Genomic DNA, 13,974 nt, shown 5'->3' on the forward strand with positions numbered 1-13,974 from the left:
ATTACTGACAGAAAGACTTAAAAAATATTATCAGATATTTTCCAAATTCAGTTAGTGCGTAGGAATACGGATTAACGCCCAAATTTGCTTGGTGACAATAGCGTTTTGGACCCACCTGATTCCATGCCGAACTCAGTAGTGAAACGAAACAGCGCCGATGATAGTGTAGCATTTGCTATGTGAAAGTAGGACATTACCAGGCTTCAAATTGTAGAAAGCCCGACTAGCGATAGTCGGGCTTTTTTACGTCTGCAGAAAAGTAATATTCACATTCCCTTCTCTAAAGCGTCGCGTCTCTTAAGCAAAGCGCCTCTTTGTGAACAGTGTTTTGGCTATTTAATACACTGGCCTATGGTAGGTAACATTTGCTATGTGACTCTCCACCGCTGAGGGCACTACAACATAATTTATAAGGCTAAGGGTAGGAAGTAATCAGCGTATATGCATTTACATCCAGAGGTTTCAGTTAGAAGACTGTACACTATATTTGAAAACCACTTACTACCTAGAGTGATGCTGGAATAAGTATAATTGGGTTATGCTTGTGCGTAGTTTGTTTTATTGCCCAACCAGCGTTGAATGAGTGGATCTACATATTGAGGGTATTGATTTAACATCTGTTGTGCAATGGGCCTTACTTGATTTAGGGTTTGTTTATCTCTGGTTAAATCAGCAATTTTAAATTCTGCTAAGCCTGTTTGCTTAGTTCCAAGGACTTCACCTGGGCCGCGTATTTCTAAATCCCGCTCAGCTATCACAAAGCCATCGTTACTGTCTCTAAGTACACCTAAGCGTTTTTGAGCGGTATGCGAAAGTGGTGCATGGTATAAAAGGACACAATGGGAGGCAATATTACCCCTTCCCACACGCCCGCGTAACTGGTGTAATTGTGCTAAACCTAAGCGCTCTGGGTTTTCAATGATGATTAAGCTTGCGTTAGGTACATCAACACCTACTTCAATTACTGTTGTAGCAACTAAAACATGTATAAGGCCTCTTTTAAAGTCGTCCATGATGGACTGCTTTTCTGCTGGCTTCATTCGTCCGTGCACTAAGCCAATATTTAAATCTGGCAGGGCTTCTTTCAATTGCACAGCACTATCTTCAGCTGCTTGACATTGCAGTGCTTCAGACTCATCAATGAGTGTGCATACCCAATAAACTTGACGTTCTTGTTCATTGCAAGCAGATTTAACGCGAGTAATTATATCGTCACGACGCGTGTCTGGAAGTGCTACTGTAGTAATAGGTGTTCGGCCAGGTGGTAACTCATCAATAATTGAGACTTCTAAGTCGGCATAAGCTGTCATTGCTAGAGTACGTGGAATAGGGGTTGCGGTCATCACTAGTTGATGTGGATAACAGCCATTAAATTGTCCCTTTTCTCTTAGTGTTAAACGCTGGTGAACACCGAACCGATGTTGCTCATCAATAATTATAAGTACTAGGTTGTTAAATTTTACTTCATCTTGAAATAAAGCATGTGTACCTACAATCATTTGTGCTTCACCAGAGGCAATCTTTTCTAGTGTTGCTGTGCGTTCTTTACCTTTTGTTTTTCCACCAAGCCATGCTACGTCTATGCCTAATTGTTTAAACCATGAGGTGAAACTTATACCATGCTGCTCTGCAAGTATTTCAGTAGGTGCCATTAAAGCTACTTGAAACCCTTGAGCTATTGCTGTTAATGCGCTTAATGCCGCAACTAAGGTTTTGCCAGAGCCTACATCGCCTTGAACTAGGCGCATCATAGGATAAGGAGATGCTAGATCAGCTTTAATTTCTGACACAACACGATTTTGTGCATTGGTTGGCGCAAAAGGCAATTGTGATAAAAATTGAGGCTCTAATTTATTTGTAGAACTTAGAGACACTGCTTTTGCTTGCTGTCCTTGCTCTCTTACTTTTAATAAGCTTAGGTTTTGTGCTAGTAATTCTTCAAATACTAAACGCTGCTGAGCAGGGTGTGTGCCTTGCTCTAGTTCATTAACATCGATATCACTAGGTGGGCGATGAAGCAACAATAAGGCATCAGCTAGTGCAAGTTGAGAAGGCTGCCATTGCACGGGTAACAGTTCTTCAACAGAGTATTTATTAAGCAGCTCTACAGCTTGTTCACTTAGGGCCCTAATAGATAATTGCTTTAAACCATCTGTTGTTGGGTATACTGGCGTTAATGTTGAAGCTGTTGGCTGCTCACTTGGTGTATCACTTAAACTGTATTCTGGATGGCTCATTTCAAAGCTAACACGCCCGCGGCGAACTTCGCCGAAGCAACGTATTATTTTTCCAGGGCTTAATGCATTTTTTTGTGCAGCACTGAAATTAAAAAATCTAAGTGTGAGCCTCCCTGTATTATCATTTATTTGTACAACGAGCATACGTCTTTTGCCAAATGTGATCTGGCTTGTTTCTATTGTTGCTTCAATGCTCACATGGCTGTGTAATGACAGTTCGTTGATGGAATAAATACGGGTTCTATCTTCGTACCTAAGCGGTAAGTGAAAGAGCATGTCTTGCACGTTTTTAATACCTAGCTTTAAAAGGCGTTCGGCCATTTTGGGTCCGACCCCTTTAAGTTCCGTAATGGGGTATTGGTTTAAGCTAGGTTTAGACAATGTAGGCTCAAATCTTTTTATTTGTGAATGAGTTAAGTGTACTCACAGGCTCGCTAAGCATCAAGCATGTTTTAAAGCGTGCCAAAATTCATCGTCAGCAATTATTTCACCGTCTTCATCGAGTGGCGGGTAAGGTAGTTTTTTTATACGGCATTGTTTAGCTATAACGGGGTGGTAGCCTTCAAAATACATAGGGTGTTTTATATCTTCGCTCAACATATTACGGCTATATAGCCCTGCCTTTTCGCGTTGATGTTGTGCTTCAAATAAAATGAGTGCTGCAGCCACAGAAACATTAAGAGATTGCACCATGCCTTGCATAGGGATAATTATGTTTTGATCGGCATGCTTAAGGGCTTGTGCTGAGATCCCGGTTTTTTCTTGCCCAACAATAATTGCTGTGGGTTTTGTGTAATCTATTTCTCTAAAATCAACGGCATCCTCGCTCAGGTGCGTGGCTAATATTTGTACATTTGGGTTGTGCTGTCGCATCATGGTTGCAGCATCATCAATATTTTTATGAAGGTGGGTTTCTAGCCAATTTTTACTCCCGCCAGAGGTGTTATTAGTTAGCCATTTTTGGTTTTCAGGCCATACAGCATGTACATGGTGGCAACCCACTGCATCGGCACTTCTTACAATAGCCGATAGGTTATGGTGTTTGTGCACGTCTTCTAGGCACACGGTTAAGTCGGTTTGGCGACGCGATAAGACGTCTTTAATTCGTTGATAGCGATTTTGCTGCATGGTGATCCTCTTTTTTATTAATTATACGAAATTTTATGTACTAAGGCATCACTGTACGGCTAATTGGGTTTTGTAAAGAAATAAGTGTTTCGGTGGACTGGATAGCTTCTATCGCTTGAATTTTATTTATTAATACATCCTGTAAGTGGTCGATTGATTTAGCCATTACTTTAATAAAAATGCTGTAATTACCGGTGGTGTAATAGGCTTCAACAACTTCTTCGAGCGCTTCGAGTTTAATGAGTGTTTCAGGATAGTCGCGTGCATTATTTAAATTAATACCAATAAAGCAGCAAACGTCATAGCCAAGTCGCTTTGTATTTATACTTAATTGGGTGCCTGTGATAATTCCTGCTTGTTTTAATTTTTCTACACGCACATGAATAGTGCCGGCACTTACGTTAAAACGTTTCGCTAATTCTGCATAAGCTGTGCGGGCGTTTTCCATTAAAGCGTGAAGTATCTGTTTATCGAGATTATCGATTTGATAATTTTCCATTATTTTTTCTTATTTAAATTAGTGAATTCACATTTTTATCCCCTATAAATTAATCGAAATTATACATTAAAGCTATTTTAATTGTGGGTTATTGAATTAAAAGTTTAAATCGTTACAGTAACTTCATTAGCAGCATCTGTTAGGTGCGTTATTAAAAATAAAGTAAGTAACAATAACTGGGAATGAGGCCAATTATTATGAGTTCACACTATGTGCAGCAGCAGTTGCAAATAAGCAGCGTAAAGCAATTTTTTTCACGGCAATTGGAAAAGCAGTTAGGGCTAGTCGAAGTGCAGGCACCTATTCTTGCAAAAGTAGGCGATGGCACACAAGATAATTTAAGCGGTCATGAAAATGCTGTAGCAGTAAATGTAAAAGCGATTGCCGATAGCCAATACGAAGTTGTGCATTCGCTAGCAAAGTGGAAACGTAAAACGTTAGGTGAGTATGGATTTAGTAAAGGTGAAGGCCTTTACACTCAAATGAAGGCACTGCGCCCTGATGAAGAGTCGCTAAGCCCTATCCACTCGGTTTACGTTGATCAGTGGGATTGGGAAAAGGTAATTTGTGAATCAACAGAACGTTCTTTAACTACCCTCAAACGTACAGTTGAATCAATTTATAAAGGCATAAAAGAAACAGAGAAATTTGTTAGCGAACACTTTTCGCTTGTTCCTTTTTTACCGAGCAATATTCAATTTGTGCATAGTGAAGAGCTTCGTAAAATGTACCCTGACCTTACTGCTAAAAATCGCGAAAAAGCAATAGCAAAAAAATATGGTGCTGTATTTTTAATTGGGATTGGTGGTCAATTAGGCGATGGTCAAATTCACGATGTAAGAGCGCCTGATTATGACGATTGGTCTACACCAACGAGCGAACAATATATAGGGCTCAATGGTGATATTTTAGTATGGAATCCAATACTGGAAGATTCCTTTGAGATATCTTCAATGGGGATTCGTGTAAGCCCTGAGGTACTAAAAACTCAGTTGAGCATTACAGGAGATGATAACCGCCTGCAATTGGATTGGCATAAGGCATTATTAAAAAGTCAGTTTCCACAAACTATTGGTGGTGGTATTGGGCAATCACGTTTGGCTATGTTATTGCTGCAAAAGGAACATATTGGACAAGTTCAAGTTGGAGTATGGTCAACACAAACACATGCAAGCGTTGACGGTCTACTCTAATGAAAGATATAAGAGTGCTGCTTTGAGCACTCTATATTCACGATGTTTTAAACTCAACTTCTACTTTGTTATTCATCAGTTTTATTGTGCAAGGTGGGTAATTACGGTTTGTTTTAAGAACTTTATCAAAAATATGTATTTCCACACCTGAATGTAAAACTGTATTGACGATTAAGTGTGTATTTGTAAGTAATTCATGAAGGTTATTCTCTAATGATGAGAGTTGCCTTTCATATTGCTCTGCTTGTTGACATAGATGTAACTGAGTAGCACCAATTTTATTGATAAGTTCGTTTTTTCTTTCTGGATCTTTAAGTAAGTCTGCTTTTTCTAATGCAGGTTGTAAGGAGTCTAATTGCTGCTCCGTTTTAGCAAGCTCTTTAAAGCACTCGTCAGTTTCAGCAGTAATATCACCGCCGGAGCTTGCTAAATTAATAACCATTTTAGCACCCGATTCGTTGCCAATTTCACCAGCAATTAATGTTGTCGCGTCTAAAATCTCGCCGCCAAATATCTTACCTTTAGGTAAATCTGGTTGACCTACCTTAAGAGCATGACGTGCCTTCATAATACAGTGGCTAGTTTGTCGCTCAATAAAAATATTTGCAGCTTCTAAATAGCAATATTGTGAGTGTGATACATGAATGTCGCCTTCACATATAAGCTTACACGAAAGCGATTTGTCGTCAGATTTTTGATGCCCAATAACGCCTTGCTTAACAGTAATATTACCGCCGGCCGTTAACTCACCAGATTCAACAGTACCAAATATTGTAATATCACCTTTGGCGGTTACTTTCATTCCAGGTTCTATATTTCGAGTAACAATCACACTGCCTTCAAAATCAATATGACCGCTTTTAACGTTGACATCGGGAATAGTAAAAATATCGTCTACGCGCATTCCGTTAGTAATTTCAATAGGCACACCTGATATGGTTGATACTAACTCTAGAGGGTTAAGTTTAGAGATCTCGGTACCCTCACCGGCAACAAGTTGTTTATTGTCACCCGGTTTCGCTGGTAGTATATCGCCAAGTACAGTAAAGCCTTCTTTTCCTGGAGTTGCGGGTTGCTGGCGTATAAGTACCGCACCAGGCTCAACACTTGCCATTTTACCAAAGTCACGCATATCAACGCTGCCATCTTCTTTTAACTTTGGGGTTTTTAGATGGTCTTTTAAGGTTCTTACTTTGGTAACGAGTTTAGTTGCTAAGCCATCACTGGGCAGGCGGCCTTGAGCCAAAATACCCTGCACAACCTCACCTGCTTTAGCAGTAAATTGCTTTTGTAATAGTTGTTCTAAATATGCTTGCTTATAACCACGAACTATACCTGCTTTGACTAGCTGTTTTTTTGCATCATCAAGGCTGAGTAAATCACCGCCTTGCGCGACGGTAAGCTCGCCAGTAGCCATCATTTTATCATCACTGATGACAACCTCTAACTTTGCATCGTATTTGGTCGCGACGATAAGTACTGGCTCTGCACTTTTATCTTTGAAGAATGCATTAATTGCGTCGTAATCAATTTTACAGTCGCAAAATTTAGACATTTCTATTGCTTCAATAACAAATGTAGCACTTGGAGGCGGGTGTTTATTTACATCGAGTAAAACATTCCCATTATGAGTAAGCTTAAACACAGCTAATCCTTTTTAACCACTAAAGTTTTAGTAAATTAATGACATAGTTACAGAGTGATAGAAATTGAAGACGGAGTCAAGATAGTAAGAATAACAATATAGTATAAAAAGAGGACAGGTGTGAGCTATAGAGTGGGTCTATAGCTCAGGAAAATATTAGTTAGTTGAAGGCAGTTCCATTATTCCGTCAATCTCAACTTGTACACCTTTTGGTAAAGCACGTACACCAACTGCTGCACGTGCAGGGTATGGCTGCTTAAAGTACTGGCTCATCACTTCGTTAACGACAGCAAAGTTAGATAAATCAGTTAAATAAATATTTACTTTAACTAAGTCTTGAATTTTACCACCGGCTTCTTCACACACTGCTGTGATATTTTTAAATACTTGATGTGTTTGCTCACTAAAGTCTTCTGATATAACTTCCATAGTCTCAGGTACTAATGGAATTTGACCAGACAAGTATACTGCAGTGCCAACTTTAACTGCTTGGCTATAAGTACCTATTGCTGCAGGTGCTTTTTCGGTGGATATAAATGCTTTGTTCATGTTTTTCCTATGTTATTTTTTTCGATAGACTTTTTGCACATCGGGCATTACGCGAATTTTTCGCATAATATTGGCAACATGGACACGGTTTTTAACCGTGACTCCAAGGTCTATCACATATAAATTACTTTCTTTTTCGTCAGTCGCTATTTCAACAATATTAGCGTGGGTTGTGGCAACTACGTTGGTTAACTTAGCTAACGCACCTTGATGATTAATAATCTCTACCCTAAGGGCTGCTATGTATTCTTTTTCAGGGTTATCATCCCATTTTACGACCAAGTATTTAGATCGTTCACTTTCCCAGCCACGAATATTTTTACATTCTTGGCGATGAACTGTTAATCCTTTACCTTGGCTTATGTGTGCAGTAATTGCATCACCTGGGACAGGGCGGCAACATTTAGAGTAATTGACTAACATGCCTTCTGTTCCAATAATGGTCGCTTTGGCTTGTTTCGTTATGTCGGTCAAGTCGTCAGAATCATTTTGCAATAAACGCTTGGCTATGAGTACGCTCATTAAATTACCAGCGCCAATTTCTACAAGCAGCTCAAGTAAGGTCGAAAGTTCATGCTCCTCAAGAACGCGTGCAATATTTTCATCAGGAATACTATCTAGCTTGTTTTCGCCTAGTGCAGAGTCGAGTAAGCGTCTACCAAGCAACATAGCTTCTTCATGATGCTGACTCTTAAGGTAATTACGAATACCTAAGCGCGCTTTACCCGTCACAATAAAGTTAAGCCAAGTAGCATTAGGGTGAGCGCCTGAACTGGTGATCACTTCAATTGTTTGGCCTGTGTCTAGTGGTTTACTTAACGGGTAAGGTTTGCGGTTAACACGCGCGCCTACACAGGTATTGCCTACGTCGGTATGAACTGCATACGCAAAATCGACCGCAGTAGCGCCCATTGGTAGTTCAACTATTCGGCCATCAGGGGTGAATACGTAAATTTCCTCAGGGAATAATTCTGTTTTAACGTTTTCAATAAATTCAAATGACGACCCTGCACTTTGTTGAAGTTCAAGTAAGCTTTGCATCCATTGACGAGCACGTTGCTGAGACGTATTTCCTGCACCATCGCCTGCTTTTTTATACATCCAATGTGCTGCAACGCCTTTGTCGGCCATATGATCCATATCATGAGTACGAATTTGTATTTCTACAGGAATACCATGCGGGCCAACAAGCGAAGTATGCAACGACTGGTAACCATTTGTTTTAGGTACCGCAATGTAATCTTTAAAGCGAGTTTCAATAGGTTTATATAAATTATGCGCAACGCCTAATACACGGTAGCAGGTATCCATTGAATCGACGGCAATTCTAAACGCATAAATATCCATTACCTCATTAAACAGCAACTCCTTATTTAGCATTTTTTTATAAATGCTATAAAGGTGTTTTTCGCGTCCAGATACAGTAGCAGCAATGCCCGATTCTTCTAAGCGAGCTTCTACTTCAGTTTGAATATTGGAGATAACTTCTTTGCGGTTACCACGGGCTTTAGCCACTTCCGACTTAAGTGCACGATGGCGCATAGGGTATAATGCTTGAAAACCTAAGTCTTCCAGTTCATTTTTTATATCGTGAATACCCAAACGGTTTGCAATGGGTGCGTATATTTCAAGTGTTTCACGCGCTATGCGGCGGCGTTTATCTGGGCGAAGTGCGCCAAGGGTGCGCATATTGTGTGTTCTATCGGCAAGTTTGATTAAAATAACCCGAATGTCTTGTGTCATTGCCATGATCATTTTTCGGTAGTTTTCAGCCTGAAACTCTTTTTTATCTTTAAAGCTTAGCTTATCAAGCTTACTTACACCTTCAACAAGTTCTGCGACGGTTTCGCCAAAAATCTCAGCTAAGTCTTGTTGGCTAAAGTCGGTATCTTCAATTACATCGTGCATTAATGCGGCCATGAGCGTTTCATGATCAAGGTGCATACCTGCGAGGATTTGAGTTACTTCAACGGGGTGAGTAATGTAAGGCTCGCCGCTTGAGCGAGTTTGACCTTCATGGGCCTCTCGTGCTACCACGTAAGATTTTTGTACCAGCTCAACTTCAGCAGCAGGTAAGTATTCAGAAATTTTCTTTTTTAGACCTTCAAAAAGATACATTCACACTCCAATGTTCTAGTGAAGCAAATTAGGTAACGGTAAGTTAAGAATATACGATGAAAAGAAAGGATTGCCAACGGCTATAGTAGAAATACTGCGCCGTTGGCTAAATCAGACCGGGAGGTCGATTATTGGTTGCCACCAACAATAGCAGCAACAGCAGCAAGTTCTGCTGCTTCTTGATGTTGTTGTTCTTCACGGTCAATTAAATCCATTGATGAGCTATCAACAAGGTTTAATTCAATTTCACGTAAAGCAACAACGGTTGGTTTATCGTTTTCAGGGTCTACTAGTGGAGTTTTACCACCAACAGCAATTTGGCGGGCACGACGAGCCGCAACTAAAATTAAGTCAAAACGATTACCAACTGCATCTACTGCATCTTCAACTGTTACGCGAGCCATCTCAGCACTCCAAAAATAATTTAAAAGCAAAGGCGTAGTTTACTGTACGCAGGGACTTTCGCCAATAGGTAGTGGTCAATTTTTATCAGTTTTACTGAGTATGACCTAATTAAATGCCCTTAATTTACTTTAAAAGGTCATTTAGTAATTTTTTATTACGAATTTCTTGAGCGCTTAATGTTAAACGCTGCGCCATAACAATCGTTTCGATATCACCAAGGGCAGTATCAAAATCATCGTTTACAATAACAAAATCGTACTCGTTGAAATGAGATGTTTCAGATTGTGCTTTGGCCATACGAGACGCAATAACATCTGCAGAGTCTTGGCCGCGGTTATTTAAGCGTTGTTCAAGTTCTGCTTTAGAAGGCGGTAAAATAAAAATAGTCTGCACGCTTGGCATAATTTTACGAACTTGCTGTGCACCTTGCCAGTCTATGTCTAAAAATACATCTATGCCTGCGTCAAGTTGCGACTTAATAGCTTGTTTTGATGTACCGTAATAGTTATCAAAAACTTGTGCCCACTCAAAAAAATCATCTTTGGTAATTAATGCTTTAAACTCATCTGTAGTTACAAAGTGATAGTGAATGCCATTTTCTTCACCTGGGCGAGGTGAGCGAGTGGTGTGCGATACCGATACTTTCATATCTGCATGTTTCTTAAGTAAGGCATTAATTAAGCTAGACTTACCTGCACCTGATGGCGCTGATAAAATAAATAAGTTTCCGCGAGTTTGAGCCATGTTTTTCTCTATCAAAAAATAAACAGGCTTGGGTTATAAATAACCCAAGCCTTTAATTATTACATTGTACTTTATTTAGCTATTTGTGCTCAAGTGAGTCACAGGCGAACTTTACGCTATTCAATATTCTGGATCTGCTCACGCATTTGTTCAATTAAAACTTTAAGCTCGACCGCCGCATTAGTAATATCGCTATTAATAGACTTAGAAGCGAGGGTATTTGCTTCTCGGTTAAACTCTTGCATCATGAAATCTAAGCGACGGCCACATGCGCCGCCTTTTTTAAGAATTTTTTTAGTTTCTTTAACATGAGACTTTAAGCGATCTAGCTCTTCAGCTACATCTTGTTTTTGTGCCAGATAAATTAGTTCTTGCTCAAGACGAGACTCGTCAATATTTGTCGTTAAATCTTCCAATTTTTGTTCAAGTTTCTCACGTTGCCATTTAGTAATTTCTGGCATGTGAGTTTCTACAGTGTTTACTTGCTCTATAATTGCATCAAGGCGAGTTGCTATCATCTCTTCTAAATTTGCGCCTTCATCACCCCGTGCTGATTTAAAGTCTTCTATTACTTCATCAAGCCCTGCAATTAGCGCTGTGTTTACGCTGTCCATATCCAGTTCTTCGGCTTCCATTACACCAGGCCAGCGTAAAATATCAACAGGGTTTATCTCACCATTACTTTGCTGTTGAACCCATTTAGCACTATTTATAAGTTGTTCAGCCAATGCTTGATTGATTGATAACTCACCAACATGAGCTGGGTTTGCAACAAACTTTAAAAATACTTCTACTTTACCGCGCTGTAGATGTTTACGTAAGCGTTCACGAATAACAGGCTCCATCCCACGAAATTGCTCTGGTGCGCGAATAAAGGTTTCAAGGTAACGTTGGTTAACTGATCGAACTTCCCAAGTGCCAGTGCCCCAATCGCCTTTTATCTCGCGACGCGCATAAGCTGTCATACTGTGGATCATGGATGGTTTCCTAAGTTTTATAATACATAATTAATTATTATTATACCGAAACACTCTCCAACCTCTAGGGAAAATTTAAGTAGCTGAATGTTTTGCAACCAGGTATTTGTTAAATCAGCATGGTATCTGTACTCACATACACTTATAATGTGGCAAATTATGAATTAAGGGGATCGTCAATGCGTCCAAGCCAAAGAACACCAAATCAAATTAGACCCGTATCATTTACACGTAATTATACTTTACATGCAGAAGGGTCTGTACTTGTTGAATTTGGTAATACCAAAGTACTTTGTACAGCTACGGTTGAATCGGGCGTTCCGCGTTTCATGAAAGGCCAAGGTAAGGGATGGATAAATGCTGAGTACGGCATGCTTCCAAGGTCAACACACACGCGCAATGCTCGTGAAGCGTCTCGTGGTAAGCAAGGTGGCCGAACAATGGAAATTCAACGTTTGATCGCACGTGCACTTCGCGCTGCAGTTGATTTAAAAGCACTTGGCGAAAACACAATTACTATTGATTGTGATGTCATTCAGGCCGATGGTGGAACACGCACAGCATCAATAAGCGGTGCTTGTGTTGCACTTGTCGATGCACTAACCCACATGCGTGCCAAGGGTATGATTAATTCAAACCCGCTTAAGCATATGATTGCTGCGATTTCAGTTGGCATATATAAGGGCCAAGCTATAAGTGATTTAGAATATATTGAAGACTCAGCGGCAGAAACTGATATGAATGTAATTTTAACTGAAACAGGTAAAATTATTGAAGTTCAAGGCACGGCAGAGGGCGAACCGTTTTCGTTTGATGAGCTTGATGAGTTACTTACATTAGCAAAACACTCTATTAGAGAGATCATTGACGTTCAAAAGCAAGCATTAGCATAAATAAGTAGGTAGCAAAAAATGAAAGATTACCAAAAAGAATTTATTGAATTTGCGCTAGAAAAGCAGGTACTGAAGTTTGGTGAGTTTACCCTTAAATCAGGCCGTACTAGTCCATACTTCTTTAATGCAGGCTTATTTAACACTGGACGTGATTTAGCACGGTTAGGCCGTTTTTATGCTGCAGCTCTAGAAGATGCGGCTATAGAATATGATGTTTTATTTGGACCAGCTTATAAAGGTATTCCAATCGCTACCACCACAGCTGTAGCATTAGCAGATCATTACAACAAAGATGTACCTTATTGCTTTAACCGCAAAGAGAAAAAAGCGCATGGTGAAGGCGGTACATTAGTAGGCTCACCATTAAATGGTAAAATCATGCTGGTGGATGATGTGATCACGGCGGGTACCGCAATTCGCGAATCAATGGAAATCATCGCAGATAATGGCGCAGACTTAAGTGGTGTATTAATAGCACTAGATCGTCAGGAAAAAGGTAAAGCTGAGCTCTCTGCTATTCAAGAGGTTGAGCGCGACTTTAATACACAGGTAATCTCTATTGTTAAACTTGCTGATTTAATTAGTTACCTTGAAAACCAAGGGACAATGGGTGAACATTTAGTATCAGTAAAAGCGTATCGTGATAAATACGGCGTAGCCTAAAATATAAAGCCTCGCATTGCGGGGCTTTCTTTTGACCTTTTAAAGAGCTTATTTAATGAAAGATGTATTCAAACCAAATGGATTAGGGTTCAAGCGTGTATTTAAAGCCACATACTGCTCCTATCTAGGATTTAAAGCAGCGTTTAAAGAAGAAGCTGCATTCAGGCAAGAGCTACTGATCTGCATAATCCTTTTTCCTTTTTCATTTCTGCTGGCATCTTCATTACTTCATTGGGCAATTCTTATGTGCTCACTGTTAGTGGTATTAATTGTTGAGTTATTAAACTCAGCAATTGAAGCACTAACAGATCGTGTAAGCACAGAACTACATGTTTTGTCAGGCAGGGCAAAAGATATGGGCTCTGCAGCCGTCACGCTTTCACTAATGATCCTTGTGATCTTGTGGGGAGTGAGTTTGTATATGAAGATCGTCGGATCTTAGCCTACTGTTTCAAAGCAAAATTGACGATACATGTTAATAAAATGAAAGCAATGTTGTTTTTTTAGTGTGTTTAGCTCAAATACTCATCGAACAGTATGTTTTTTCAAGTTTTCTTCAAAAAAGGGTTGATCTGTTTTCGGATCTCCCTATAATGCGACCCCACTGAGACGGCAGAGCAGGCAACGCTTAGCGAGGCAAGCAAACCACTTAGTGAGTCGAGTAAAACTTAAGTTTAGATTTTTATAAAATTTAAAATTAAGTGTTGACAAAAATACAGGAAAGCGTAAGATTCGCTTCCCTTGAGTCGCTAAGGCAACTCAAACGTTCTTTAACAATATAAAGCAATCATCTGTGTGGGCACTCGTACAGATTGAGTTCTAACAGCCAAGCTTAGTTCGCTAAGTGAGGCAAACAAATTAGAGTCTCAATTGAAACTGAGTGACCAACAGAATAATTACTTAGGTAGTTATTCAGCACAGTC

The 13,974-nt window shown here is 39.8% G+C and carries 13 protein-coding genes and 1 rRNA gene; 5 read left to right on the forward strand and 9 right to left on the reverse strand.

The genetic code is table 11. The features are described from left to right. The first annotated feature begins 87 nt into the window (after window positions 1–87). Window positions 88–202, forward strand: a 5S ribosomal RNA gene (rrf, locus tag BCG07_RS01700). Between the two features lie 334 nt (window positions 203–536). Here the strand turns inward: rrf and recG are convergent. Genes recG through asnC form a run of 3 tightly spaced genes read right to left on the reverse strand, consistent with a single transcriptional unit; the run spans window position 537 to window position 3,864 of the window. Further along, window positions 537–2,618 carry an ATP-dependent DNA helicase RecG gene (gene recG / locus BCG07_RS01705; RefSeq protein WP_286888275.1) on the reverse strand — a complete coding sequence of 694 codons (2,082 nt, stop codon included), beginning with the start codon at window positions 2,616–2,618 and terminating at the stop codon, window positions 537–539. A gap of 60 nt (window positions 2,619–2,678) precedes the next feature. Next, a complete protein-coding gene (gene trmH, locus BCG07_RS01710) occupies window positions 2,679–3,365 on the reverse strand; it encodes a tRNA (guanosine(18)-2'-O)-methyltransferase TrmH (protein WP_286888277.1) in 687 nt (228 codons plus the stop codon). A 40-nt stretch (window positions 3,366–3,405) separates the two neighbouring features. After that, a complete protein-coding gene (gene asnC / locus BCG07_RS01715) occupies window positions 3,406–3,864 on the reverse strand; it encodes a transcriptional regulator AsnC (protein WP_006794737.1) in 459 nt (152 codons plus the stop codon). Between the two features lie 197 nt (window positions 3,865–4,061). Here asnC and asnA point away from each other — a divergent pair, with 197 nt between their 5' ends. Further along, on the forward strand, window positions 4,062–5,057 hold the full coding sequence (gene asnA, locus BCG07_RS01720; RefSeq protein ID WP_286888280.1) for an aspartate--ammonia ligase: 996 nt from the start codon (window positions 4,062–4,064) through the stop codon (window positions 5,055–5,057). Between the two features lie 37 nt (window positions 5,058–5,094). On the opposite strand, the gene BCG07_RS01725 is transcribed toward asnA, so the two are convergent. The 6 genes from BCG07_RS01725 to BCG07_RS01750 all read right to left on the reverse strand — a co-directional run bounded on the left by BCG07_RS01725 (window position 5,095) and on the right by BCG07_RS01750 (window position 11,495). Continuing rightward, window positions 5,095–6,702: a flagellar assembly protein A gene (locus tag BCG07_RS01725; protein ID WP_243532445.1), complete on the reverse strand. Its 1,608-nt coding sequence runs from the start codon at window positions 6,700–6,702 to the stop codon at window positions 5,095–5,097. 156 nt (window positions 6,703–6,858) lie between these two features. Continuing rightward, window positions 6,859–7,251 carry a deaminase RidA gene (gene ridA, locus BCG07_RS01730; RefSeq protein WP_006794740.1) on the reverse strand — a complete coding sequence of 131 codons (393 nt, stop codon included), beginning with the start codon at window positions 7,249–7,251 and terminating at the stop codon, window positions 6,859–6,861. Window positions 7,252–7,263: 12 nt separating this feature from the next. Next, a complete protein-coding gene (gene spoT, locus BCG07_RS01735) occupies window positions 7,264–9,369 on the reverse strand; it encodes a bifunctional GTP diphosphokinase/guanosine-3',5'-bis pyrophosphate 3'-pyrophosphohydrolase (protein WP_008130682.1) in 2,106 nt (701 codons plus the stop codon). 128 nt (window positions 9,370–9,497) lie between these two features. Continuing rightward, window positions 9,498–9,773 (reverse strand): DNA-directed RNA polymerase subunit omega, encoded by a 276-nt coding sequence (gene rpoZ, locus BCG07_RS01740; protein WP_006794742.1) that lies wholly within the window; start codon window positions 9,771–9,773, stop codon window positions 9,498–9,500. Window positions 9,774–9,897: 124 nt separating this feature from the next. Continuing rightward, window positions 9,898–10,518 carry a guanylate kinase gene (gene gmk, locus BCG07_RS01745; RefSeq protein WP_138741025.1) on the reverse strand — a complete coding sequence of 207 codons (621 nt, stop codon included), beginning with the start codon at window positions 10,516–10,518 and terminating at the stop codon, window positions 9,898–9,900. 116 nt (window positions 10,519–10,634) lie between these two features. Then, window positions 10,635–11,495 (reverse strand): YicC/YloC family endoribonuclease, encoded by an 861-nt coding sequence (locus tag BCG07_RS01750; protein ID WP_008130686.1) that lies wholly within the window; start codon window positions 11,493–11,495, stop codon window positions 10,635–10,637. 179 nt (window positions 11,496–11,674) lie between these two features. Here BCG07_RS01750 and rph point away from each other — a divergent pair, with 179 nt between their 5' ends. The 3 genes from rph to BCG07_RS01765 are packed head-to-tail and all read left to right on the forward strand — an operon-like array spanning window position 11,675 to window position 13,493. After that, window positions 11,675–12,388: a ribonuclease PH gene (gene rph / locus BCG07_RS01755; RefSeq protein ID WP_006794745.1), complete on the forward strand. Its 714-nt coding sequence runs from the start codon at window positions 11,675–11,677 to the stop codon at window positions 12,386–12,388. Between the two features lie 18 nt (window positions 12,389–12,406). Further along, entirely contained in the window at window positions 12,407–13,051 is a 645-nt protein-coding gene (gene pyrE / locus BCG07_RS01760; RefSeq protein WP_006794746.1) for an orotate phosphoribosyltransferase, read from the forward strand. Window positions 13,052–13,106: 55 nt separating this feature from the next. Beyond that, window positions 13,107–13,493, forward strand: a complete 387-nt coding sequence (locus BCG07_RS01765) for a diacylglycerol kinase (RefSeq protein WP_006794747.1) — start codon at window positions 13,107–13,109, stop codon at window positions 13,491–13,493. Window positions 13,494–13,974: the final 481 nt, after the last annotated feature.

It is taken from the genome of Pseudoalteromonas sp. ESRF-bin5 (genome assembly GCF_002632075.1).
GTDB classification, from domain to species: Bacteria; Pseudomonadota; Gammaproteobacteria; order Enterobacterales; family Alteromonadaceae; genus Pseudoalteromonas; species Pseudoalteromonas marina.

Excerpts from the sequence above, each read along its gene's own strand:
- rph (WP_006794745.1), top strand. The coding sequence starts at position 11,675 with ATGCGTCCAAGCCAAAGAACACCAAATCAAATTAGACCCGTATCATTT.
- asnA (WP_286888280.1), top strand. The coding sequence starts at position 4,062 with ATGAGTTCACACTATGTGCAGCAGCAGTTGCAAATAAGCAGCGTAAAG.
- pyrE (WP_006794746.1), top strand. The coding sequence starts at position 12,407 with ATGAAAGATTACCAAAAAGAATTTATTGAATTTGCGCTAGAAAAGCAG.
- BCG07_RS01750 (WP_008130686.1), bottom strand. The coding sequence starts at position 11,495 with ATGATCCACAGTATGACAGCTTATGCGCGTCGCGAGATAAAAGGCGAT.
- gmk (WP_138741025.1), bottom strand. The coding sequence starts at position 10,518 with ATGGCTCAAACTCGCGGAAACTTATTTATTTTATCAGCGCCATCAGGT.
- trmH (WP_286888277.1), bottom strand. The coding sequence starts at position 3,365 with ATGCAGCAAAATCGCTATCAACGAATTAAAGACGTCTTATCGCGTCGC.
- BCG07_RS01765 (WP_006794747.1), top strand. The coding sequence starts at position 13,107 with ATGAAAGATGTATTCAAACCAAATGGATTAGGGTTCAAGCGTGTATTT.
- rpoZ (WP_006794742.1), bottom strand. The coding sequence starts at position 9,773 with ATGGCTCGCGTAACAGTTGAAGATGCAGTAGATGCAGTTGGTAATCGT.
- ridA (WP_006794740.1), bottom strand. The coding sequence starts at position 7,251 with ATGAACAAAGCATTTATATCCACCGAAAAAGCACCTGCAGCAATAGGT.
- spoT (WP_008130682.1), bottom strand. The coding sequence starts at position 9,369 with ATGTATCTTTTTGAAGGTCTAAAAAAGAAAATTTCTGAATACTTACCT.
- asnC (WP_006794737.1), bottom strand. The coding sequence starts at position 3,864 with ATGGAAAATTATCAAATCGATAATCTCGATAAACAGATACTTCACGCT.